General features: G+C 64.8%; 23 protein-coding genes. 6 read left to right on the top strand and 17 right to left on the bottom strand.

Annotated elements, in window-relative coordinates; translation table 11 throughout:
* Nucleotides 1-49: 49 nt before the first annotated feature.
* The 11 genes from ACQ4W4_RS17815 to ACQ4W4_RS17765 all read right to left on the bottom strand — a co-directional run bounded on the left by ACQ4W4_RS17815 (nt 50) and on the right by ACQ4W4_RS17765 (nt 10,260).
* A complete protein-coding gene (locus ACQ4W4_RS17815; RefSeq protein ID WP_436543121.1) occupies nt 50-1,819 on the bottom strand; it encodes a M56 family metallopeptidase in 1,770 nt (589 codons plus the stop codon).
* Entirely contained in the window at nt 1,816-2,208 is a 393-nt protein-coding gene (locus tag ACQ4W4_RS17810; RefSeq protein WP_436543120.1) for a BlaI/MecI/CopY family transcriptional regulator, read from the bottom strand. Before ACQ4W4_RS17810 ends, ACQ4W4_RS17815 begins: the two co-directional genes overlap by 4 nt.
* A gap of 63 nt (nt 2,209-2,271) precedes the next feature.
* Nucleotides 2,272-3,768, bottom strand: a complete 1,497-nt coding sequence (locus tag ACQ4W4_RS17805; protein WP_436543119.1) for a hypothetical protein — start codon at nt 3,766-3,768, stop codon at nt 2,272-2,274.
* 97 nt (nt 3,769-3,865) lie between these two features.
* Nucleotides 3,866-5,212, bottom strand: a complete 1,347-nt coding sequence (locus tag ACQ4W4_RS17800; protein ID WP_436543118.1) for a DUF3422 family protein — start codon at nt 5,210-5,212, stop codon at nt 3,866-3,868.
* A gap of 122 nt (nt 5,213-5,334) precedes the next feature.
* Nucleotides 5,335-6,543, bottom strand: coding sequence for a multidrug effflux MFS transporter (locus ACQ4W4_RS17795; protein ID WP_436543117.1), 1,209 nt, complete (start codon nt 6,541-6,543; stop codon nt 5,335-5,337).
* Complete coding sequence (locus ACQ4W4_RS17790; protein ID WP_436543116.1) at nt 6,540-7,208, bottom strand: CerR family C-terminal domain-containing protein; 669 nt, start codon at nt 7,206-7,208, stop codon at nt 6,540-6,542. Before ACQ4W4_RS17790 ends, ACQ4W4_RS17795 begins: the two co-directional genes overlap by 4 nt.
* Before the next feature lie 123 nt (nt 7,209-7,331).
* Nucleotides 7,332-7,802: a copper chaperone PCu(A)C gene (locus ACQ4W4_RS17785; RefSeq protein ID WP_436543115.1), complete on the bottom strand. Its 471-nt coding sequence runs from the start codon at nt 7,800-7,802 to the stop codon at nt 7,332-7,334.
* An 18-nt stretch (nt 7,803-7,820) separates the two neighbouring features.
* Entirely contained in the window at nt 7,821-8,417 is a 597-nt protein-coding gene (locus tag ACQ4W4_RS17780; RefSeq protein ID WP_436543114.1) for an SCO family protein, read from the bottom strand.
* Between the two features lie 62 nt (nt 8,418-8,479).
* Nucleotides 8,480-8,878 carry a DUF2946 domain-containing protein gene (locus ACQ4W4_RS17775; protein WP_436543113.1) on the bottom strand — a complete coding sequence of 133 codons (399 nt, stop codon included), beginning with the start codon at nt 8,876-8,878 and terminating at the stop codon, nt 8,480-8,482.
* A 24-nt stretch (nt 8,879-8,902) separates the two neighbouring features.
* Nucleotides 8,903-9,496 carry a helix-turn-helix transcriptional regulator gene (locus tag ACQ4W4_RS17770; protein ID WP_436543112.1) on the bottom strand — a complete coding sequence of 198 codons (594 nt, stop codon included), beginning with the start codon at nt 9,494-9,496 and terminating at the stop codon, nt 8,903-8,905.
* Between the two features lie 62 nt (nt 9,497-9,558).
* On the bottom strand, nt 9,559-10,260 hold the full coding sequence (locus ACQ4W4_RS17765) for a Crp/Fnr family transcriptional regulator (protein ID WP_436543111.1): 702 nt from the start codon (nt 10,258-10,260) through the stop codon (nt 9,559-9,561).
* Nucleotides 10,261-10,399: 139 nt separating this feature from the next.
* Here ACQ4W4_RS17765 and ACQ4W4_RS17760 point away from each other — a divergent pair, with 139 nt between their 5' ends.
* The gene (locus ACQ4W4_RS17760; protein WP_436543110.1) at nt 10,400-12,034 is read left to right on the top strand and encodes an acyl-CoA synthetase; all 1,635 of its coding nucleotides are present in this window, start codon (nt 10,400-10,402) and stop codon (nt 12,032-12,034) included.
* A gap of 2 nt (nt 12,035-12,036) precedes the next feature.
* On the opposite strand, the gene ACQ4W4_RS17755 is transcribed toward ACQ4W4_RS17760, so the two are convergent.
* From ACQ4W4_RS17755 to ACQ4W4_RS17745, 3 genes are all read right to left on the bottom strand, one after another.
* Complete coding sequence (locus tag ACQ4W4_RS17755; protein ID WP_436543109.1) at nt 12,037-13,446, bottom strand: MFS transporter; 1,410 nt, start codon at nt 13,444-13,446, stop codon at nt 12,037-12,039.
* Between the two features lie 95 nt (nt 13,447-13,541).
* Entirely contained in the window at nt 13,542-14,258 is a 717-nt protein-coding gene (locus ACQ4W4_RS17750) for a ribonuclease T2 family protein (RefSeq protein WP_436543108.1), read from the bottom strand.
* Nucleotides 14,259-14,327: 69 nt separating this feature from the next.
* Nucleotides 14,328-15,428, bottom strand: coding sequence for a branched-chain amino acid aminotransferase (locus tag ACQ4W4_RS17745; protein ID WP_436543107.1), 1,101 nt, complete (start codon nt 15,426-15,428; stop codon nt 14,328-14,330).
* Nucleotides 15,429-15,626: 198 nt separating this feature from the next.
* Between ACQ4W4_RS17745 and ACQ4W4_RS17740 the strand changes: the two genes are divergently transcribed.
* The 3 genes from ACQ4W4_RS17740 (at nt 15,627) to ACQ4W4_RS17730 (ending at nt 18,755) form a co-directional block, all read left to right on the top strand.
* A complete protein-coding gene (locus ACQ4W4_RS17740; RefSeq protein ID WP_436543106.1) occupies nt 15,627-18,146 on the top strand; it encodes a PepSY domain-containing protein in 2,520 nt (839 codons plus the stop codon).
* 128 nt (nt 18,147-18,274) lie between these two features.
* Nucleotides 18,275-18,460 carry a hypothetical protein gene (locus ACQ4W4_RS17735; RefSeq protein WP_099408630.1) on the top strand — a complete coding sequence of 62 codons (186 nt, stop codon included), beginning with the start codon at nt 18,275-18,277 and terminating at the stop codon, nt 18,458-18,460.
* A 139-nt stretch (nt 18,461-18,599) separates the two neighbouring features.
* On the top strand, nt 18,600-18,755 hold the full coding sequence (locus ACQ4W4_RS17730; protein WP_157792430.1) for a hypothetical protein: 156 nt from the start codon (nt 18,600-18,602) through the stop codon (nt 18,753-18,755).
* A 113-nt stretch (nt 18,756-18,868) separates the two neighbouring features.
* On the opposite strand, the gene ACQ4W4_RS17725 is transcribed toward ACQ4W4_RS17730, so the two are convergent.
* Complete coding sequence (locus tag ACQ4W4_RS17725; RefSeq protein ID WP_436543105.1) at nt 18,869-19,060, bottom strand: hypothetical protein; 192 nt, start codon at nt 19,058-19,060, stop codon at nt 18,869-18,871.
* Between ACQ4W4_RS17725 and ACQ4W4_RS17720 the strand changes: the two genes are divergently transcribed.
* A complete protein-coding gene (locus tag ACQ4W4_RS17720) occupies nt 19,059-19,457 on the top strand; it encodes a bacteriohemerythrin (protein ID WP_436543104.1) in 399 nt (132 codons plus the stop codon). The genes ACQ4W4_RS17725 and ACQ4W4_RS17720 overlap by 2 nt on opposite strands.
* Before the next feature lie 3 nt (nt 19,458-19,460).
* On the opposite strand, the gene ACQ4W4_RS17715 is transcribed toward ACQ4W4_RS17720, so the two are convergent.
* A complete protein-coding gene (locus tag ACQ4W4_RS17715) occupies nt 19,461-20,321 on the bottom strand; it encodes a hypothetical protein (protein ID WP_436543103.1) in 861 nt (286 codons plus the stop codon).
* Between the two features lie 326 nt (nt 20,322-20,647).
* Between ACQ4W4_RS17715 and ACQ4W4_RS17710 the strand changes: the two genes are divergently transcribed.
* Entirely contained in the window at nt 20,648-22,882 is a 2,235-nt protein-coding gene (locus tag ACQ4W4_RS17710; RefSeq protein ID WP_436543102.1) for a TonB-dependent siderophore receptor, read from the top strand.
* Here the strand turns inward: ACQ4W4_RS17710 and ACQ4W4_RS17705 are convergent.
* Nucleotides 22,879-23,628: a nucleotidyltransferase domain-containing protein gene (locus tag ACQ4W4_RS17705; protein WP_436543101.1), complete on the bottom strand. Its 750-nt coding sequence runs from the start codon at nt 23,626-23,628 to the stop codon at nt 22,879-22,881. The genes ACQ4W4_RS17710 and ACQ4W4_RS17705 overlap by 4 nt on opposite strands.
* Nucleotides 23,629-23,722: the final 94 nt, after the last annotated feature.

Raw genomic sequence — 23,722 nt, 5'->3', positions numbered from 1 at the left:
CAGAGTGTAAAAAAGAAGGGCGCCCGCACTGGCGCGCCCGGGGGGGGTATCAATGCATGCGGCCAGTCCTGTCGGCCAGGGTGTCGCGGATGTGTCCGGCGTCGAGCGAGCGCCGCTGCGCGCCGTCGGCGTCCAGCAGCACCACGGTGACGTGCTTGCCGCCGCTGCGCATGCGCATGCTCAGGCAGCTGCCCGCCGCGTTGCTGCTGCCCGTCTTGGACAGCACAATGTCCCAGCCCTTGCCGCCCACCAGCGGGTTAGTGTTGTGCAAGGTGCGAAGCTTGCCATTGACGGCCACGCTGGCCTGCGGATGGCTGGTGATGCGCGCGATGTCCGGATAGCGCGCGGCGGCCGCGACGATCTTCGCCACCTCATTGGCCGTCGACGTATTCGCGGGCGAACTGCCGACCGGGTCCGTCAGGGTGGTGCGGCGCAAGCCCAGCTGGTGGATCTTCGCTTGCAAGGCCTGATGAAACGCCGTGCTGCCGCCCGGATAGGTGCGCGCCAGCGCGGCGGCGGCGCGGTTTTCGGACGGCAGCAGCGCCAGTTGCAACAGCGCGCCGCGCGACACGGTCGCGCCATCGGCCAGCAGGCTGTAGCGTTGCAAGGACGAGCCGCCATCGGCGCGCACGATGCGCAGCTGCTCGTCGGGGTCGAGCCCGGCATCCAGCACCACCATGGCCGTCATCAGCTTGGTGATCGAGGCGATGGGCACGACGGCGTCCGCGTCTTTCGCCATCAGCACCTGGCCGCTGGCGTCGTCGAATACCAGCATATGTTTCGCGCTGACGGGCAAGTCCAGCATCGCGACGGCGGCATCGGCCAAGATCGTCCCGTTGACGGCAGGCTTGCCCTGCACCTGCAGCAGCAAGGTGGCGCAGGCCAGCAGCAAGGCGGGCACGGCCAGTTTCCAGCCGGCCGTATCAAGCCCGGGCGCCATCAGCCTTTCGATGCGCGTGAGCAGCGCCCCGCCCCGGGCCGACATCAGCAAGCCGGCTTGCTGCGGCGCGGCCGTGTGCAAGGACAAGGCATGCAGCGCCGTGGCCAGCTGCTGCGGGTCCTGCAGCGCTTGCGCGGCCAGCGCGTCGGCCACCTGCTCGCGCTCGGCACGCATGCGCGCCGACAGCCACCAGACGACGGGGTGAAAAAACAGCAGCGCCTCGGCCACGCTTTGCAAGAGGTTGACCAGGTAATCCCAGCGCCGCACGTGCGCCAGTTCATGCGCCAGCAACGCTTCGAGCAAGGCGACGGGCATGCCGCTCAGCAAGGCGGCCGGCAGCAGGATGACGGGGCGCCAGAAGCCGACCGTCACGGGACTGGACAAGCCCGCATGCAGCTTCAGCGGTACCTGGCGGCTGCGGCGCAAGCCCATGCGCAGCGCCAGCGCATCGACGCGCGCCTGCCAGATGGCCGGGGCGGCCACAGCCTGGCGGCGCAGCTTGCCGACCCAGGCCAGGCCCAGGCACAGGCGCAAGCTCATCAGGCCGACGCCGGCGCTCCAGGCCAGCACCAGGGCGGGCATCCACGCTTGCAGCGCGGCGCGCCAGGCGGGCGGCGCGTCCATCGACAGCCGGGCCGGCGAGGCGCCCGCATCCGCCAGCAGCGAGAGCAGATGAACGGCGGGAATACACAGGCACAGCAGCAATGCCAGCGCGCACACGGCATAGCGCCAGCGCGCGCTGGCGTGGCGCAGCAGCCAGAGCAGCGCGCCGGAGACGGCGCCCACGATCACGCCCTGCCAGACGAAATACAGCAAGACCCAGCCCAGCGCAGGGACAAGGTTGCCCAGATCGATGCCGAGGCGCATGTCCAGGTTCATGACTGTTTGCCATCCTTTCTGCGCAGGATTTTTTCAATTTCCAGGCGTTCCGCGTCGCTCACGTGCTCGCGCAGCGCCGTCAGCACGAGCGCCTTGCCGGAACCGGAAAACACCTTGCCGATCAAGTCCTTGAGCAAGCTGGTCTGTAACTTTTCCTGCGCGTCGACGGCCGCATACAGCTGCGGCCGCTGGCTTTCGTCGCGACTCAGGAGACCCTTGCCATGCATCAATTGCAGCTGGCGCAGCACGGTGGCATAGCTGGCGTCGGCGCGTTCCGCGGCCAGGGCGTCATACACGGCGCGGGCGTCGGACGGACCGCGCTGCCAGAGGATGCGCAGCAGGTCCAGTTCGGCGGCCGTGGGATGGGGAGTGGAAGTATTTTTTAACATGACGCTAGAATACCGATTCTAGAACACCATGTCTAGAACTTTTTTTCTAGAGTGGGAAGACGGCTAGAAATCGCGCAGGCGGTCGAACACGGCATACAGCGCCGCCACATCGGGCAGTTGCGCCTGCGTCAGCACCTGCTCCAGCGCCACGTAGATTTCATCGCGCTCCACCGTTTCGATGATGCTGGAACGCCGCTCGATCTGGTTGAACACGGCGACATAGGTCGTGACCATCTCTTGCGCCATCGCTTGCACAGTCCCGGAATCGCTCACCCCGTCGAGGGTGCGCGCCGTGGCCAGCAGTTTTTTATACGCCTGCGCGGCCTTCCTGGCATATGCCGCCGAGATATGCTCGCGGCCATCCCAGTCGCGGAACGGGTTGTCCAGATTTTCCGCCAGCCACTCGGGCTTGCGCGGCCGCGTCACCGACAGGTTCAAGCCCAGCGCCGCCGCCTTTTTATAGCTGGCCTTGATGGCCATGGCCGCATCGGCCGGCAGGCTGGCCAGGCACAGGCTGGACAAGGATGGCAACTGCGCCGGAGTGGGAAAGTCGTCAGGGCCGTAGCCAAACAGTTCATACGCGGTGAACTCTTGCAAGCGGGTCAATGTGGCGATGCTGGCCACGTTCGACGCCAGCCCCGGCTTGCCCCAGACGGTGAGCTCGGTCAGCCCGGGGAAACGCTGCGCCACCACGTCGAAATCCACGGCCGGCATCGCGCGCAGCGACAGGTGCATCAATTCATCGAGGCCGTGGAATGGCGCCAGGGCGCCGCCACACTGCAGGCGCAGGAAGCGCCCTGCATGCGGGTCGTCGATATGCAGCGATGGCGACGGCGCGCCATTCAGTATCAGGGTGCTCAAGCCCTCGTTCAGGCGCAGCGATTGCAAGCCTTCGGCATGCACGATGAGGCGGCCGACATTGCTGTTGCTCAAGTCGAGTTCGCTCACCGTAGATGACTGCCACTGCACTTCGCTGATGATCGGATTGCCGTTGATATAGGCGGCCAGCGCCGCGCTGCCGTGGCGCGTCTCGATCGCCGTCAGGCAAGGCAGCTGGTCCAGTTCGGACAGATCGCCAAGCGCCTGCAGGACCCCATCGCCGATGCGGCTCGTATTCTGGCGCAAGGCCTGACCGCCTATGCGCACTTCCTCGCTCGATGCGGCCTTGAAACGCTGGCGCCTGGCCGGGTCGACCTGCTCCCAGCGGCGCTGCCGATACAGACTGTCGCCCATGTGCCAGCCGCCGCTGTAGCTCTTCACTTGCGTATCCACCAGGGGCGCGATATTGGCCACCAAGGTGTAAGCCCGCGGCACCTTGGCATTGACGAAACTGTGGTCGTGGCGGCGGTTCCAGAAATAGTAATCGCACACCAGCGGGCGCATCGATTGCACGGCCGCCGCATCGGGCAAGGCGTCGCCCGTCCAGTCCAGCTCCAGGACGGCGGCCAGCGGCGCCCTGCCGGACGAAGCGTCGTCCTCGATGGCGGTGACCTGGCAAGCCACATACTGCTGCAGCCTGGACGAAAACACGCTGTAAATATCTCCAACCTTGGCAAGCACGTCATTTCCTTGTATCGAACGGTGAGGCCCGCACGATAGCAAAGATTGGCGGCGCGCGGCGTACGCGCCGCCGAAGCCGCCAGGGTGTTTACCCCGCTCAGTCCGCGTGCAGCTTGTGGTGCATGCGGCGCAAGCCCAGCCACACGGCGGCGGCCACGAACGGCACCAGGGCGCCGACGAGGATTTCCGGGTTCACGGGCAGCCCCATCACCTTGGCCGCCTTGCCCGTGTAGCTGAACAGGCCGATCACGTAATACGAGATCGCCGCCACGGACAGGCCTTCCACCGCTTGCTGCAGGCGCAGCTGCTGCGCGGCGCGGGCGTTCATCGATTGCAGGATTTGCCGGTTCTGCAATTCCTGCACGATGCCCACGCGCGTGCGCAGCAAGTCATTCGTGTTGGCGATGCGCTGCGCCATCGCTTCCTGGCGGCTGGCCATCGCTGCGCACGTATTCATGGCCGGCGTCAAACGGCGGTCCATGAATTCCTCGACCGTGGGGATGCCTTCGATGCGCACTTCGCGCAACTCGTCGATGCGCGCCTTGACGAGGCCCATGTAGGCTTTCGAGGCGGAAAAACGGTAACTATTGTCGAGCGACAGCTTTTCAATGCGGGCCGCCAGGCGCGTGATGCGGTCGAGCAAGGCTTGCTCGGCTACGCCCTCGTCCGCCTTGCTGGCACCCGGCGCATCGTCCGTATCGACCATGGCGGCGGCCAGGGTCGCCAGTTCGTTTTCGATGGCGTTCAACGAAGGCGCCGCCTGCATGGCGTAGGGCAAGCCCAACAAGGCCATCATGCGGTAGGTTTCGATTTCCAGCACGCGCTGCACCAGGCGGCCCGACTGCTGCGAACGCATGCCCGCGTCGCGGATGACGAAACGGCTGAAACCATCCGACTGAATCGTGAAATCCGTCCACAATTCGCCGCCCTGCAGCACCTTGCTGCCTGCCAGGGTATTGCCTTCGAATACGCGCGACAAGCCCTGCATGAAGATCTCGGCCGGCTCGGTCGCCTGCTCGAGCACCACGTGGGCTGCCACCATCAGCTTGCCCTTCAAGCCGACCAGCCACTGCTGCGGCAACTGCGCCAGCGGCATGCGCTCGAACGCCTGCGCCAAAGGCAAGGCGGTACCAGGATGCTCGGCGAAGGTAAACGTGGCAAATTCCGTGTGGCATTCCCATTTCAGGCGGAAACGGCCAAAATCGTAATAAAAATACTTGGCCTCGGCGGCGGGCGGCGTGACGCCGAAATGCGTGCACAGGGCCGCCAGAGTGGCGTGCTGGGCCGCCATATTCGACGCACCGGGCGCCGCGCTGTCATCTTTATATACAGCCAGATGGGTGATCAGCTCGGGGGCGTCGAGCTGCAAAAACGGCCGCGAGTGGATTTCCGCGGCCAGCGGCACGCGCAGGGCGTGGTTCAAACTGGAGTTAATCAAGTGCATGATAGCCAAAGGTAAAGTTGCAAAACTGCTTAGACCCGCGCGCGTGCTGCTGTGCCGGCAGCGGGGGCCTGATTGTCACAGTGTAACAAAGCAGAAAGCATGCCACTTTTTTCCAGGGCCACTCATGTCGTCTTGATAAGTCCCGTAACGCCCTGCTCCGCCCCTTGGCGGCTGCCCAGCCACCAGAAGACGGCGGCCAGCGCCACGGCCGAGGCCTGTCCCAGCGCCAGCTTGAACGCACTGTCGAACAGCAACGGTGCGACAAAACCGGACACCAGCGCAAACACCAGCATCTGCACGAAATTCTGCAGGGAGGCGGCCAGGCCCCGCATCTGCGGGAAAATGTCGAGCGTCGACATGGTCATGCCCGGCAAGGCAAGCGACATGCCGAACGCGTACAGCATCACGGGCACGACGGCGAACGGGATGCTGGCGACAAACCAGTGGTTGTAAGCGATATTGATCGCCCCCGTGGCCGCCATGGCCAGCAAGCCCCAGCGCACCAGCACGGTGCTGCTCACCACGTGGGCCAGCTTGCCCGACAGCGCCGAGCCCAGCACCAGCCCCGCCACCATGGGGATGAACATCCAGCCGAACGCCGTTTCCGGCAGATGCAGCAATTCCAGGATGAAATGCGGGGCCGAGGCGATATACAGGGCGAAGCCGCCAAAGGCGAAAGCCACGGCCAGCGAGCGCAGCAGGAACGCCCGGTGGCGCAAGGCCAGCCAGTAATTGCGCGCGATGTTGGCCGGGTGGAAGGGTTGGCGATGCTCGACGGCCAGACTTTCCGGCAAGCCTTTCAGGCAGGCGAGCGCCAGCAGCACGGTGACGGAAAAGGTGAAGACGAACGTCGATTGCCAGCCGTAGGCCACGTGCAGCCAGCCGCCGATGATGGGGGCGATGGCCGGCGCGATGCCGAACACCATCATGATATTGGCCAGCATCTTTTGCGCGGCCGCGCCAGCTAAACTGTCGCGCACGATGGCTTGGCCGATCACCCTGCCCGCGCCGGCCGAGGCGCCCTGCATGCCGCGGAAGAACAGCAGCCAGCCAAAGCTGGGCGCGAACGCGGCGCCGATGGAGCCGACGGCGAAGATCAGCAAGGATGCCAGAATCACGGGGCGGCGGCCAAACGAGTCGGACAAGGTGCCGTAGAACAAGGTCATGAAGGCATAGGCGGCCAGGTAGACGCTCAGGGTCTGCTGCACCAGCACGCTGCTGACGTCGAAATGCGCGCCGATCGCGGGAAACGACGGCAGGAAGGTATCGGTGGCGAACGGGCCCAGCATGGCCAGCCCGGCCAGCACCAGGGTCAGCTTGCGCGCCTTCATGCGACCGCCTGCGCGGCATGCTGACGGCGCAAGCCATCGAGGGCCGCCAGCGAGAAAGCGGCGACATGCTGCGCAATGCTGGCGGTGCCCGCCTCGTCATAGGTGATTTCCGGCGCCACCAGTTCATGCACGATGCGCGACCGGGCGTAGAACACGGCCTGGCCGATCACGCTGAACACGCATTTCTGCACCACGTCCGCCGGCATGGCCTGCCCCACCACGCCACGGATCAAGCCCGTAAACAGCGCATGGTGCGCGCGCACATCGCGCTCGGCCAGCATGTGGATGGCGGCCGTCGGCTCGATCAGTTCGCGCGCCACCAGGCGGCTGAACAGCGAAGCCGGTCCCGGGCGCAGCATGTCGAATACCATCGCCTGTATCGCCAGGCGCAACTGTTCCACGGGCGCGACGGGCGCCGCAGGGCCGGCCTCCGGCGCGGCAGCGGCACGCGCCAGTTCGCGCGCATGGTCGAAGGCGGCCAGGTACAGCTCTTCCTTGCCATGAAAATAGTAATTGACCATCGCCACGTTGACGTGGGCCGCTTCGCAGATCCTGCGCACGGACGCGAGCTTGTAACCGTCGTCGGCAAACAGCTCCACCGCCGCCTGCAGGATGCGCGCGCGCGCCGGTTCGCTTTCTTTCTCGCTTTCCTTTTCTTGCTTCATGCCAATCCCATCATTTAAACAGTCGTTTAATATTATCCGGTATTGTATCAAACAGCCGTTTAACTTTCAAACGGACGCAAAAAAGCCCGGCGTACCGGGCTTTTCAAGGGTGCAGCGGCAGGATTAGTGTTTCATCGCCGGCATCGGGGCCGAGCTGGCGCCCAACGGACGGGCCACGGCGGTCACTTCGATGGTTTCGCGGTGCTTGTCCTCGCCTTCCAGCACCAGCGTCAGCGGGATCTTGTCGCCCGCCTTCACCTGCCCTTTCAGGTCCAGCAGCATGACGTGGTAGCCGCCCGGCTTCAGTTCGACAGCTTTGCCGGCTGGCAAGGCGATTTCCTTGACCTGGCGCATGCGCATCATATTGTCCGTCATGCTCATTTCATGGATTTCCGCCACGCCCGCCACGGGCGAGCGCACTTCCAGCAAACGCATGGCTTTCGGCGCCGTGATCTGCATGAAGGCGCCCGTGGCTTTTTGCTGCGGCACGGTGGCGCGCACCCACGGGTCGGTGATCTGCACGGAAGTCTGGGCAGCGGCGGAGAAGGACAGCACGGTCAGGGCCGTGGCCAGCAGGGTTTTCAGATGGGTCATGATCATTCCTCGGTAGGGTTATAAGGTGTATTTCGATTGCATCAGGGTTTTGATGTCCTGCACGCACTCGTCGCCCGTCAACTGGTGTTTCAAGCCCAGGCGCATGCGTCCCTCGGTGTCGAGCACATAGCTGATGGCCGTGTGGTCCATCGTATAGGAACTGCCGCTCGGCACGCGGCGGTAGAAGACCTTGTAATTGAAGGCCGTCTGCGCCGTGTCCTTCGGGTCCGTGCGCAAGCCCAGGAAGCTGGGGTCGAAAGCGCGCATGTATTCGCCCAGCAGCTCGGGCGTGTCGCGCTCGGGGTCGATGCTGATGAAGATCACTTGCAGTTTATCGGCGTCCGGCCCCAGCTTCTGGCGGATTTCCAGCGCGCGCGACAGGGCTGTCGGACACACGTCCGGGCATTGCGTGAAGCCAAAGAAGACCATCACATACTTGCCCTTGAAGTCGGCCAGGGTGTACACCTTGCCGTCGGGGCCGCTCAATTTGAAGTCGGGCTTGTAATCGCCTCCCGTCAAGTCGAGGCCGTTGTAATGGGGTTTCGGCGCTTGTTCGCAAGCGGCAAGCGTAAGCAATCCCGCCGTGCCGGCGAGAAGGAAAAGACGACGTTTCATGGCATTCTGGCCCGATGGGCGTAGTGGAGACGGTTAAGACGTGGAAGGCGTGCGTGCTGCGTTCAGGCAGCCGAAGGCGGACCGCGCGGACTGGCGGCCAGCCACGCGAACGGCGCTTTGGGCGCCTGGTAAAACAATGGCGGATACAGGTCGTGGCCCGTGATGACGGCCAGCGGAGACACGGCAGGCGGCGGCAGGCCCACGCTGCCGGCATGGCTCATGCAGAACGGGCAATGCTCGATGTGGTGCAGCACGGAATCGGTGGTGGATTTGGCGGCGGGCGCCAGGTCCGCCTGCGTATAGACGGCGCCGCTGGCCGAGCAAATGTCGACGGCGGCATTGTTCGCGTTCGCGTGCAGCGAGGCAAACGCATACGACAAGGATGGCGACAGCGCATTGAGCAGTATCGCCAGGCAGGCGAACCACATATGCCACTGTTTGCGCTTCAATAAAGATCCCATGGCCACGATTATAACGGAGTCTGGCTATCCGGGCGCCTGTCCCCGCAGGAACAGGCTGGGGCGCACGCCGGCCACGTCCACGCAGGCGTCGCAAAACGCGGGGATCGAGGCAAAGCCGGAGCCGGCCGCCACCTGCGCCAGGTCGCGCTCGCCGTCCTCCCCATCGGCGTCCGCCTGCGCCGCCGTGTGCAGCGCGTGCGCCAGGCGCTGTTCGCGCACCAGACTGAGCAATGCCTCGCCCTCGGCAAACAGGCGGGCACGCGCCTTGTGCGGCGTCACTTGCCACAGGGCCGCCAGGCGCGCCGCCGTCCATTTGCCTTGCGGCGTATCAAAGATGTGCTGCGCCAGCGCCTGGCTCCAGCGCTTGCCGCCGCCATGGCCGCCCTCCGGCTCATCGTCTTCCAGCGCCAGCGTAAACACGGCGGGCTTGCCCCGCCCCGGCATCACATCGCAGGCAAACCGCAAGAAGGCGGGCACGACAAAACTGTCGCCGCTGGCCAGCTTCTTGGTGGTGATTTCATTGTGCAAGGTGACAAAACCCTGGCGCACGGTGACGCGCAGCCGGAGCGGAAAGCGCAAGCCCAGCAAGTGCAGAGGATGATCGGAAACGAGTGCCATGCGTCAATTCAATGTCATAAGCCAGCCGCCAGCATGCCATACATCGCGCAAGCAGTCTGTCATCACAGCGACGCCACGCCATAACGGCGCAAGCCATCGAGGTCGACGACGCGGATGGCCTGGTAGGCGATGCTGATGAGCTTTAGTTCGGCCAGATGGCCCAGCGCCTGGTTCACGCGCTGGCGCGAAATGCCGGTCAGCAAGCCGATTTCTTCCTGCGACAGCTCAAGCACGCTGGACGTGCGCGGGTATAGCATGGGGTGGAACAGCTGCGCGATCGCTTGCGCCACCTGCGCGTCGACGGCCAGCAGGCGCTGGTTCTGGATGGTGGCGATGAATTGCCCCATGCGTTCGTTCAGCTGGCGGATGACGAAGGCGTTAAAGGAGAGGCTCTCGGCCAGCAGCAGATGAAACAGGTCCACGGGCACGAGGAGGATGCTCGATGCGCGCACGGCCACCACGTCGTAGCGGCGCAATTCGCGCTTGAGCACGCTGCCCTCGCCGCACCAGCCGCCGGCCGGCACGCCGGAAAACGTGGCGCCGCGCCCATCGGCATTGTAGACGGCCAGCTTGATCAAGCCCGTGTGCACGCCGATCCAGTGCGCCGACGGTTCGCCGCGCCGCGTGATGAAGGCGCCCGCCTCGTAATGCCGCAGCACGCTGCCGGCACGCAACAAGGTCTGATGCCGCGCGTCGAGGGCCGTGAACCAGTCGTGGCTGTCGAGTTCGGGCACGGCAGGGCCTACACTATCGTTGCTATCCATTTCATCCTTCTGTTGTCACTCGTCACCTGTCACCGCAGTTGTCACTAAGATGACAGTGATTTTCCAGCACCGGTGCTATGCTAACCGGTATCAATCCCGAAACAGGGAGCCGCAGAATTTTATTTAACAGGAGACAAGCATGACACCTGATTTCAACACCGGCCTCGGCAAAAACAGCGCCAACTACGCCGCCCTCACCCCGCTCGACTATATCGCCAGGGCAGCGGCAGTATATGGCAATCGCCTGGCAATTGCACATGGCGCCGTGCGGCAGACGTGGCGTGAAACGTATGCGCGCACGCGCCGCCTGGCCTCCGGCCTGATCAAGCTGGGCGTGGGCACGGGCGACACGGTGGCCGTCATGCTGCCGAACACCCCCGCCATGGTGGAAGCGAGCTTTGGCGTTCCCATGGCGGGCGCCGTCCTCAATGCGCTGAACATCCGCCTCGACCTGGCCTCGCTGACCTTCATGCTGCGTCACGGCCACGCAAAAGTCTTGCTGGCCGACACGGAATTCGCCGAGCTGGCGCGCCAGATGGCGGCGCAGATTCCCGGCTTGCGCGTGATCCAGGTCAACGACGTGCTGGGACCGCAAGTGGACGCCTTTTCCGACCTCGACTACGAAAGCTTGCTGGCCAGCGGCGACCCCGATTACGACTGGCAGCCACCGGCGGACGAGTGGGACGCCATTGCCCTCAACTACACGTCCGGCACCACGGGCGACCCGAAAGGCGTCGTCTACCACCACCGGGGCGCGGCCCTGAACGCCCTGTCGAACATCCTGGAATGGGACATGCCCAAGCATGCCGTCTACCTGTGGACCTTGCCGATGTTCCACTGCAACGGCTGGTGCTTCCCGTGGACCATCGCCGCGCGCGCGGGCGTCAACGTGTGCCTGCGCAAGTTCGAGCCGAAGCTCGTGTTCGACCTGATGCGCGAATTGCGCATCACCCACTATTGCGCGGCGCCCATCGTGCATGCGGCGCTGGCCAACGCGCCCGCCAACTGGCGCGAGGGCATAGCCTGGACCGTGCGCGGCATGGTGGCCGGTGCGCCGCCGCCGGCCGCCATGGTGGCGAAGATCGAAGCTATGGGTTTCGACCTGATCCACTCGTATGGCTTGACGGAAGTGTACGGCCCGGCCGCCATCTGCGCCGAGCAGGACGAGTGGGCGGCCTTGAGCCAGGAAGAGCGCGCAGTACTCAAATCGCGCCAGGGCGTGCGCTACCACCTGCAAAGCGCCGTCGCCGTGATCGACCCGGAAACCATGCAGCCGGTGGCGGCCGATGGCGAACAGATCGGCGAGATCATGTTCCGTGGCAACATCTGCATGAAGGGCTATCTGAAGAATGAAAAGGCGACGCAGGAAGCGTTCGCGGGCGGCTGGTTCCACACGGGCGACCTCGGCGTCATGTATCCGGACGGCTACATCAAGCTGAAGGACCGCAGCAAGGACATCATCATTTCCGGCGGCGAGAACATTTCCAGCGTGGAAGTCGAAGACGCCCTGTACCACCACCCGCAAGTGCTGGCGGCCGCCGTTATCGCCCAGCCCGACGAGAAATGGGGCGAGACGCCGTGCGCCTTCGTCGAACTGCGCGAAGGGGCGACGGTGACGGAAGCGGAATTGATTGCCTTCTGCAAGAACAACCTGGCGGGCTTCAAGGTGCCGAAAGCCATTTATTTCGGTCCCCTGCCCCGCACGTCCACAGGCAAGATCCAGAAGTTCGAATTGCGCAAGCGCATGCAGTCGGACAAGGCCATCGACGTCTAGGCTTAACCGCCCTTGCCCAGCCACGCCGGCTGCGCCACCACCAGGCGCGAGAAGCTGGCGATGCTGGCCACGGCGGCGAAACCTGCCGCCAGGCACAGCGCATACGTCGTGCCCCGGCTGGCGGACACCGTGAAGCAATACGCGACCAGCGCCGCGCCCGTCGCTTGCCCGATCAGGCGCGACGTGGCCACCACGCCGCTGGCGCCGCCGGCCCGTTCGGGCGGCGCGCTGCCCATGATGGCTTTCAGATTGGGCGCCTGGAAAAAGCCGAAACCGATGCCGCACAAGGCCATGCGCCAGCCGATGTCAAACGCGCTGGGGTGCGCCGGTATCCACACCAGGGTCAGCAAGCCGCCGGCCAGCGCCGCCAGGCCGATGCCGCCCAGCACGCCAGGCGAATAACGGTCGCTGAGGCGCCCCGCCACGGGCGCCATCACAGCCACCAGCATGGCCCACGGCGTCATCAAAAAGCCCGTCTCGACGGGCGAACGCCCCAGGGTCACTTCAAAATAGAATGGCAGCGAGACGAAGGCCAGCCCCTGCGCGGCAAACGTGCAGATGGCCGTCAGCGACGACAGCAGGAACAATGGGCGGCGGAACAGGTCGATCGGCAGCATGGGCGCCGCATGCCCCGCCTGGCGGCGCAGCAGCAAGACAAAGAAAATCACCACGGCCACCAGTTCCGGCAGCAGGGTCGAGATGGCCGCGTGGTGGGCGGCGTCGCCGAACAATAAAATCAGCAAGCCGAAGGCGCCCACGTTGTACAGCGCCGTGCGCGCATCGAGCGTGTGGCCGGACAGTTTGGTCGCCGGCAGCATGCGGCTGGCCAGGAAAAAGCCGGCCACGCCCAGCGGGACGTTGATGGCGAACAGCCACGGCCACGACGCCGTCGCCAGGATCAAGGAAGCGGCCGTGGGGCCGATGGCGAACGCGACGGCCACCACCAGCGCATTGTTGCCGAAGGCCCGTCCCAGCAAGTGTTTGGGATACAGGGCGCGCAGCAGTGCCGTATTGACGCTCATCATGGCGCTGGCGCCAACACCTTGGAAAAGCCTTGCCACCACCAGCGACGGCAAGGACCAGGCCAGCGCGCAGGCGAGCGACGCCAGGGTAAACAAGAACATGCCGGAGATAAACACGCGGCGGTAGCCGGCGATTTCGCCGAGGGCCGAAAACGGCAGCAGGGTCGCCACCATGGCCAGCTGATACACGTTGACGATCCAGACGGAAGCGGCCGGCGTCGTACGCAGCTCGCTGGCGATGGCCGGCAAGGCCGTGTTGGCGATCGCCGTATCGAGCGAGGCCATGCCCACGCCGATGGCCAGCGCCAGCATGGCCCATAAACGGGCGCCGGGCGGCAAGCCGTCCTCGCCCACGAGGAAAGGCTGCGCCTTGTTTTTCTGCTTCATCATGTTGCCTGTTCGTCTAGCCCGTCCGGGGCGGCATACGGTGCCGCAGCCACGACACTAGCATGAATGGGCGGACTCTGCCGGGCAGGCAACGCCCATCACTTCCGGCAGTCGATCACTTTAAAATCTTTCGAATAACAGATGCGCAACTCGCCCGAGTGCTTTTCATAACCGAGCCAGCGGCCTTTCAGCTGCGGGTTGTGCTGCTTCATCCACTGGAACAACTCATTCTTGGGCATGCTGGAATCCGGCAACTTCAAGGCCTGGAACAGTTCGCGTTCCTTCTCGAAATACTGCTTGGCCGTATCGAAATCGCAGGCGCCATGCTTTTCCCATTCGCCCTGCAGCAAGGCTTCGCCCGGCTGCATGCACATATAGGGCAGGATCTCGGACGGCGCCAGCTTCGGCAGATTGCCCTTGCAGTAACGCGGATGCATGTCCGTCTTGCGCGGCGGCGTCACGGAAATGTCGTCGCAGGTGGCCGGATTGTTCGACTGCGCCCACAAGCCATGGACGATCCAGCCGAAGTGGTTGCTCTCTGCACACTGGAAGGCGGCCTTCTTCGAGACTTCCCCACGGCGGCGCTGGCTGTCGCAAAAACCGGGCGACCACGACAGCGCCAGCATGAAGTAGTCGGTAGGCACGTTCGTGCTTTGCTTGTAGCAGGTATTTTTCTCGTCCGACGGCTTGACGTCATAGTCGTAATAACTGACGTTGCGCGGAATGGCGCAGCTGGCATCGGCCGCGTGGACGGCGCCAGCGGACAGGCTGAGGAATACGGCGGCCAGCGCGGGCAAGACAGTTCTCAATTGCATCGGGTTTCCCTTTCAGAATATAAAACGCCGGCAACTGAGTGCCGGCGCGGTATCAATCAATCAAGTGCATCAGCAAACTTTATGCATCCAGCCATGCATATCCGGTGCCGTGCCATGCTGCAAGCCCAGCAGCGCTTCGCGCAGGGCCAGGGTGACGGCGCCGTTTTCATTGTTGTTGATGGTCATTTCAAAGCCATCGGCCTTGGCTACGCCCACGGGCGTGATGACGGCGGCCGTGCCGCAGGCGAACACTTCGGTCATGCGGCCCGAGGCGATGTCGTCGCGCCATTGCCGGACGGACAATTTACGCTCTTCCGTCGCATAGCCGAGGTCTTTCGCCATTTCCAGCAGGCTGCGGCGGGTGATGCCTGGCAGCAAGGTGCCCGTCAGTTCCGGCGTCACGACGGTGATCTTCTCGCCATCCTTGTAGACGAAGAAGAGGTTCATGCCGCCCATTTCCTCGATGAATTCGCGGTGCACGGCGTCCAGCCACACGACCTGGTCGCAGCCCTTTTCCTGTGCTTGCGACTGGGCCATCAGGCTGGCCGCGTAGTTGCCCGCGCATTTGGCTTCGCCCGTGCCGCCCGGCGCGGCGCGCACGAAGTCTTCGCTGATCCACACGGTGACGGGTTTCACGCCTTTCGGGAAGTAGGCGCCGGCCGGCGAGGCGAACAGCACGAACAGGTATTCTTCCGATGGACGCACGCCCAGGTAAGGGTCGGTGGCGATCATCAGCGGACGCATGTACAGGCTCTCGCCCGTGTTTTTCGGCACCCAGTTACGGTCTTGCGCAATCAGCGCGTCGCCCGCTTCCAGGAACAGCTCCACAGGGATGGCCGGCATGGCCAGGCGCGCGGCGCTGCGGTTGAAGCGCTCGGCATTTTGTTCCGGACGGAACGTCTTGATGCTGCCGTCAGGCTGGGCGAACGCCTTGTAGCCTTCGAAGATGGCCTGGCCGTAGTGCAGCGACGAGGCGGACGGGTCCAGCATCAAAGGGCCGTAAGCCTTCAGTTCGCCCTGCTGCCACTTGCCGTCGCGGTAAGGAATCACCACCATGTGGTCCGTGAAGATCCGGCCGAAGGCGGGATTGACCATGCGCGCGGCGCGCTCGGCGTCGGACAGGGGATGGGCGGATGGGGTGACGACGAGATTCGGTGTGGAAGTGGTCATGGCAGCAATGGGAACTAGTGAACAGTATCCCTATTGTAGCGCCTCCAGCGCCCGATCAGGCAAACGAGGATGGCCATCGCCACGCGAAAACAGGGAACCATCATTTGCGAATGATTCTCGTTTGCGTTAATATGTCAGTCCTCCTTCTACCCCGCCATGCCTGATGCCCCGCATGGCGGCGCTATCGAAAGCCGCTTCATGACGACCTCCTCCCTTCCACACCTCCTGCCACGCGCCGGCGCCGACGATGCGCCGCAGACTCGTCAGCTTGCCGTCCCGCAACAACGGCGCTGGCACTGGCACTGGAAGCAGGTATGGTTTCAATTGCACTGGTTCATCGGCATCACGGCCGGCACGGTGCTGGTGATCATCGGCCTGAGCGGCGCCACCCTGGCCTTCAAGGATGAATTGCTCGATGTCATGAACCCCGGCGTGCGCCATGTGCCCGCGGAAACGCGCGCGCCGCTGACGCCGGCCCAGCTGAGCAGCATTGCCGCTAAGGAACACGGCCAGCGCGTGGCCTCGATCACCCTGTATGCGGAAGCGGGCGCGGCGCCACGCCTGTTCTTCGCGCCGAAAGACGGCCAGCGGCGCGGCGCATCTATTTATATGCATCCTTACACGGGCGCGACCCAGCCGGCGCTGATGGGCGCGGCATTTTTCGAGTGGACGGAATCGCTGCACCGCTGGCTGCTGCTGCCCCGCGATCCGGGCCGGCAAGTGGCGGGCGCGCTGGCCCTGTGCCTGCTGGGCCTGGCATTGTCGGGCCTGTACCTGCGCTGGCCCCGCCGTCCGCTGGACTGGCGCACCTGGCTGACCTTCGACCCGGCCCTGAAAGGCCGCTCTTTCCTGTGGAATCTGCACGCCGTGGCCGGCACCTGGTGCCTGGTGGTCTACGTGGCGCTGACCCTGACGGGCATTTACTGGAGCTATGACGTGGTGCGCGACAATATCGACGCCTGGGCCGGCAAGCCCCCGCGCACGGCGCAGGCGCCCGCAAAAAAAGGGCAGTCCAAGGAGAGAAAGGATGCACTGCCCGTCGACGTCGGCCTGGCATGGACCAGCTTCCAGCAGCACGCCCCCGGCTGGACCCTGGCCACGGTGCGTCTGCCCATGCGCCCCGGCGAAGCCGTGCAATTCACGTGGCTGGCCAGCGATGCGCCGCACGAACGGGCGCGCAGCCGCATGAGCATTGCACCGGCCGACGGCACGCTCACGGAAAACGAACCGTACAGCCAGCAGGCGCTGGGGCCGCGCCTTGTCAACATCATTTATCCGCTGCACATGGGCACGTACTTCGGCTTGCCGGGCCGCATCATCGTCACCCTGGCCAGCCTGGGCCTGCCCCTGTTCGCCATCACGGGCTGGATGCTGTACCTGGGCCGTCGCAAGGCAAAACGGGCTGTCCACGCGCAGCGCGCTCTGCTGGCTGGCACTCCGGGCAAAACGGACACAGGATTGCCTACCCTGGTGGCCTACGCCAGCCAGTCAGGCCAGGCCGAGCGCCTGGCCCTGGAAAGCGCGCGCGCCCTGCAGCAGGCGGGCGTGGCCGTCAATGTGCAATCGCTGGACCGTTTCGATCCCGCGCAATTGCGCCAGTACGAACGAGCCCTGATCGTCGCCAGCACCTTTGGCGAAGGCGAGGCGCCGGACGGCACGCGCCGCTTCGCGCGCCTGCTGCGGCAAACGGCGGGCATGCCGCTGGCGGGCCTGGAATTCGGCATGCTGGCCCTGGGCGACCGCCATTACAGCGCCTTCTGCGGCTTCGGCCATGCGCTGGCGCAACAATTGCAGGCGCTGGGCGCCACGCCTATGTTCCCGCTGATCGAAGTGGACAAGCACGACCCCGCCGCCCTGGCCGGCTGGTCCACGGCATTGGCCCGCTGCAGCGGCAGCGCCATCGACGCCATCGGCGTGCAGGAAGAAGCGTCGTACGCCGAATGGCGTCTGGCGCGCCGCGTGCTGCTCAACCCGGGCAGCCTCGGTGGCGAACTGCATGAAATCACCTTGACGGGCCCGGCCGATGCCAGCTGGGAAGCGGGCGCGCTGGCGGAAATCATCGGGTGCAACGCGGACGGCAGCGAAGGCGACGCGCAGAGCGCCCAGCATGCGCCGCGCAGCTATTCGCTCGCTTCGCTGCCGTCCGATGGCGAACTGCAGTTGCTGGTGCGCCAGGAACGCCATGCGGGCGAGGAAAACGAGGGCTACGGCATCTGTTCCGGCTGGCTCACGCGCTTCGCGCCATTGGGCGCCAGCATCCGTTTGCGCCTGCAAGCCAATCCCGCCTTCGCGCCCGCCCTGGTCGACGTGCCCTGCATTTATATCGGCAATGGTTCCGGCCTGGCCGGTCTGCGGGCGCACCTGCGCGCGCGCCACCGGGCGGGGCTGGCCCGCAACTGGCTGCTGTTCGGCGAGCGCCAGCAAGCTTTTGACAGCATCTGCGGCGAACAGTTGCAAGGCTGGCTCGACGCTGGCCACCTGGCGCGCCTGGACCGCGTCTTTTCGCGCGATGGTGAAGCGCGGGAATATGTGCAGGACCGCCTGCGCGCCAACGCCGGCGAACTGCGCGCGTGGCTGGCGCAGGGCGCCATCGTCTACGTGTGCGGCAGCCTGCAAGGCATGGCGGCAGGAATCGATGCTGTACTGCAAGAAGTGTTGGGACAGGACGGTCTCGACGCCCTGCTGGCGGCCGGACGCTACCGCCGCGACGTGTATTGATCTGCATCAGCCGGCCCTCCCTCACCGCCCGGCTATGTGGGCAGGCGCACGGTCAGCGCCAGCCATCGGACTACAGTAGGGGCATGGCGACATACTTGCCGCCCCACCCACTGTCTGCGAGGCACCCCATGAAAAACCCCTGGATGAGCATGTACCTGAGCGCCGCCAACCGCGTTGCCAACACGGCGCGCGGCCACGCCACGGCCGCCGTCAAGCGCGAAGCGGCAAAAAATACGCGGCAATTGACGCAAGTGTGGTTCGACTCTTTCCTGCCCGCCGCAGGCAAGCCGCGGCGCAGCCGCAAGGCAAAATAAGGGCGCAACTGCTGCAGTGCATCACAGCAACAAGTTGAAGTTTCAATCAGATGAACTAAACTGCAAGCATGGTAGTACATAGGAAGTGACCGGCAGGCGCCGCATCCCCGCGCCGCCGCCGGTACACCGGGAGACGACCATGTTGACGCTCAAAGTGCTGCTCTGCCTCGCCTTGTCGGCCCTGATGCTCGTGCCCCTCGTGCTGCGCGACGCGATGCAGACGTCGGCCGGGCAGCAGTTGCAGGTGCCGAATGTCGATGCGCAAGGCATGTGGGCCCACTGGCCCAAGCAATAGCAATACGCGCGGCTGAGAAAACACCGCTGACTGCGTTGCTTTGACTTGCCGTACTCGCGTACTGTCTGCGTCAAAGACGCCTTGCCAGCGGCGTTTTTCAGCGGCGCTCGGTATCACGTCGCATCGATGAAAACCGCTTTGTTGCGGGTGGGGATTTGTTCCCTTATGTTCTTTGCTTTTTTCGTATTGCCTTCCCTCCCCTCTTCACCATACTTTTGATCCAGATCATGGATTTCCACCTTCGCTGCGCCCAAACTGGAACAGTCCGCTTGCACCGCGACGGACTTAACCTGGAGCATCGGCATGGGTAAATCGGATTGGAAGGATGAGATGGCGCTGGGCGTTCCCGCCATCGACGAGGCGCATGAGGCGCTGTTTCAGGAGCTGGCGCGGCTAGGGCAATTGAGCGACCAGCATTTCAGCGTGGCGTTCCGCGAGCTGATTGCGGCCGTCGAACGCGATTTCCGCGAGGAAGAGGATTTGATGGAGCAAATCGCCTTTCCCTCGCTGGCCAACCACCGCGAACAGCATGCGCGCGTGCTCAGCGGCCTGCACCATGCCTGGGCCGCCGTCGATGAAGGCGACCTGGAACAGGGGCGCCATGCGCTGTCGCTGTTGCCGCAGTGGCTGATCTTCCACCAGGCGACCATGGACCTGGCCCTGGCGGCGGCGCTGGAACTGGTGCAGCGCCAGCCCAACTAGGCTCTACAGCAACAGCACCGTCGCCTGCTCGGGCATGACCACGCGGTAGTGTCCCGGGTATTTGTCTTCGCCGTCGAAAATCTTGCAAAACACGGGCTGGTTGATGTCGTTGACGGCCGCCTCGTTCATGGGCAGGGTCGCGATCAGCTGTTCTCCATCCATCAATTGCAAGGCGCTGCCCCGCTCGGCCGCGCAAAAGGCCAGCGATTGCACGTCGCTGGCAAACGGCCGCTTGTACCACGGCGTGATGGCCCGCACCGCGCGCCGGGCATCGCGCAAGACTTGCCCCACGCGCGTGACGTTCCACGCATCGCGCGCCACGGACGGCTGCAGCACGATATTGGCCGTCAGCTCGCCCCTGCCCTTGTTCACCAAAAACGTGCCGTCCTGCGCGGCGATATCATCGTTGAGCGGCACGACAAACACGCCGCCGGCCGACACCTTGATCGGCATGAGGGCGCCATTGCCTTGCAAGGCCACGCGCACGTCGTCGATGGTGGCGCTCAGCTTGGCAGGAATCAGGCGCAGGGCCATGACCACGCTGCCGCTCGACACTTGCCACACTTTCCTGGCCGTCAGATAACTTTCACGGTAAGCCATGAACCGCACGTGCGGCGCCTTGGCGTCGCTGGTGGCCGTGATCGTCACCGTTTGCGGTGGCAGGGCTTCCTCTGCCGGCGCCGTTGCCTTGGGCGCTGATGCCGCGGAAGTGGCCGGCGCAAGCGGTGGCGCAACGGCCTCGGCGGCGGGCGGCACGCTGGCGCTCTGCAGCGGCGCGGGAGCAGCCGGCGGCGGCGCGTGTTCCTGGGCCTGGCCCAGCGACACGACACACAACCATCCGGCACAAGCGATCCATGTACGCATGCATTTCTTTCATTAAGGAAAATATTTTGTCAGCGCCTGCATTATCGCAGAAGGCCAGCCGATGCGCCGCCCTTGGCTTGCCTGCACTCCTTTGGTGCGCACGCTTGATTATTTAGCAAATATCTCCTATATTGATAATGATTCTTATTCACAAAAGTGACAGGAATCGCGCGCCTTTCTTTTCCACTGCCCGTCCGCACCGGGCCTTGCGGTGGAACTGCTATCCAAGCCAGACCACGGGCCAGCGTTACGCCATCCCCCCAGCTACTGCGCAGCTCGCCAGACGAGATAGGAACACTCACGACTAACAATATTCCAGGAAAATAATGCAATCAACGACAGCCTTCTCATCTTGGCGCCAGCCCGCCTTGCGCCCCCTCCCCCGTCTATTACACATCAGCCTGCTCAGTCTTGCCGCCGGCGTGGTCCTGCCGGCACAGGCCGCCGATGCCGCCGCCGCCGACGTCACCATGCCGGCCGTCACCGTGATTGGCCAGTCGGCGGCGACGACGGAAGGCACGCAGTCGTACACGGCAGGTGAAACGCGCAGCGCCACGCGCATGGACCTGTCCTTGCGCGAGACGCCGCAATCGGTCAGCGTCATCACGCGCCAGCTGCTCGACGACCTGGGCGCCGTGCGGCTGGACCAGGCGCTGGCGCAGACGACGGGCATCCAGGTGGGCCAGAACGACACGGAGCGCACGCGCTTCTATGCGCGCGGCTTCGGCATCAACAATCTCCAGATCGACGGCATGGCGCGCGGCGGCAATGCGCCGCTGCAAGACACGATTTTGTACGACCGCATCGAGGTCGTGCGCGGCGCCACGGGCCTGATGGGCGGCACGGGCGACCCGTCGGCCACCATCAACATGATACGCAAGCGGCCGACCAGGGACTTCCAGGCTAGCGCCGGTCTCATCATGAGCCGCTGGGATGACCAGCGCGTCGAGGCCGATCTGTCCACGCCGCTGAACGCGGAGGGCAGCGTGCGCGCGCGCACGTCCCTGGCCTGGCAACAACGCGATTCCTACCTGGACATGTATCACGAACGCAAGACGGTGGGCATGGTCATCCTTGAGGCGGACGTGCGCCCCGGCACCCTGCTGACGGCCGGCGTCGACTTCCAGGACAATCAGCCCACGGGCGCCACCTGGGGCGCCGTGCCGTACTGGAACGCGGATGGCAGCCTGGCGAACTTGCCGCGCAACACCAGCCTCACGACGCCCTGGAGCACCTGGGCCAACAAGCAGCACACGCTATTCACGTCGCTGGACCAGCGCCTGCCCGGCAACTGGAATCTCCACCTCGGTTATGCGCGCACGGAAAGCACGAACCGCACCACGGTCGCCTACGCGGGCGGCGGCCATCCCGATCCGGCGACGGGCAAAGGCATGTTCCTGTGGACGGGCGCCTATGGCGCAGGCAAGACCACGGGCGACAATTTCGACGTCTATGCCAGCGGCCCGTTCACCTTGCTGGGGCGCAAGCATACGGCCATCGCCGGCTGGAACGGCGGCAACCAGCGCGCCCGCTCGCTGGGCGGCGAGGCGGAAATCAACTACCCGGACTTCCTGCCCGATTACCGCAGCTGGACGGGCAACATCCCCCGCCCCGTGTTCCACCCGGACGGCTCGCACACGGAAACCGTGACCCGCCTGGCAGGCGGCTATGTCGCCACACGCTTGAGCCTGGCCAACCCGCTGCATGTGGTCATCGGCGCGCGCAGCAGCACCTACCGCACCGATACGCGCAACTACGATACGCGGGGCGTACACACCGACAACAGCGACTTTGCGGAGACACGCAACGAAGTCACGCCCTATGTGGGCGTCGTATTCGACATCAACAGGCAGTACTCGGCCTACGCCAGCTTCACGCAGCTGTTCAACCCGCAAACGAGCAAGGACCGCAACAACAAGTTCCTGGCGCCGGAAACGGGAGACAATGCGGAACTGGGCATCAAGGGCGAATTTTATGAAGGCAAGCTGAATGCGTCGGCCGCCCTGTTCCACACGAAGAAAAAGAACCTGGCGGAACTCGACCGCACGGTGCCGCCCGGCTTTTTGCTGCCAGACGGCGGCCAGGCCATGGTGGCCAATGGCGCCGGCATCACGGCCAAGGGCGTCGAGTTCGACGTTTCCGGCCAGTTAACGCCCGCATGGGAGGCGAGCGGCGGCTATACCTATCTGCACGCGGCCGAGGCCGATGGCCGCCGCGCCGCCACCACGCAGCCGCGCCATTTGCTGCGCCTGGCCACCAGCTATCGTTTCGACGGCCGGCTGGCGGGCTTGAAGGCGGGCGCCAGCATGACGGCGCAAAGCGCCACCTACAGCGAATCGTGGTACGGCCGCCCGCCATCGGGCAAGATCACGAATATCCCGCAAGCGGGCTATGCGCTGGTCAACGCCATGGCCAGCTACGCGCTCAACCGGCACGCCAGCGTGCAGCTGAACGTGAATAACCTGCTCGATAAAAAGTACTATCGCAACGTGGGCTTCTTCGATGGCGTGTTCTGGGGCGAGCCGCGCAACATCAGCCTGACCGTGCGCACGATGTTTTAAGCGCGCCAGTGCGCGGGCGCCGGCAGGGTAAAGCCGTCGAGCAGGGGTCCGCCCACGGGCGCCAGCACGGCGGCGGCGACTTGCCCGAACGCGCGCTGGCCGGCCGGCAAGTCGCTGGCGGCCAGGCGCAGCGCGCCGTCGAGCTGGCCGGCGATGACGGGATCGAAGGCCTGCAGGCGGCGGAACAGGTGCTTGCCGCCGCCGCTCCACTGCCCCGCCGCGCGCAAGTGCAGGTCGGCCAGCGCTTCGTACAGCTGGCAAGCGACGGCCAGCGCCTCGCCCGGGTGCGTACTGTCGACCAGGTCTTCCAGCGCGGTGGTGATGGCGTAGCGCCGGCGCTGCAGGTTTTCCGCGTCGAGCGCGGGCGGCCCGGCCGTGTCGATGGCGTGCGCCAGCGCGTGCAGCTGCGCGTAGGCGTGGCCGGCTGCGACGACGTTTTCCCCTTCGACGACCATCATCGCCAGCGGTACCGTGCCGCCGGGCGCATCCATTTCCTTGCAAAAATACGTGAACGTGGCCAGGTCGTGCGCGAACAGTTCCACCGTGCGCCCCTCGGCCACGAGGGTGTCGCGCCAGGCGCAGTCGACGTGGTCGAACAGCAGCAGCAAGTCGATATCGGAACTGGCCGTTTGCCGGCCCGTGGCGAACGAGCCGCCGATGATGGCCGCCACGGCCGTGGGATAGCGCTCGTGCACCAGCCGTTGGGCAATCGCGCGGATGGTCTCATAGGTGGGGATCGTCGTCAAAGCCGGTGCTCCATGTCGATAAAACACTATCCTACACGCAATACGCAGGTTGCCGCCAGCCTGCTACACTGGCGCCATCTGATCAAGGAACCAA

The sequence above is a fragment of the Janthinobacterium glycogeni genome (assembly GCF_051380725.1).
GTDB lineage: Bacteria > Pseudomonadota > Gammaproteobacteria > Burkholderiales > Burkholderiaceae_D > Janthinobacterium.
The sequence above is the reverse complement of the archived record's forward strand: the minus strand, read 5'-3'. Positions and strand labels throughout refer to the sequence as shown.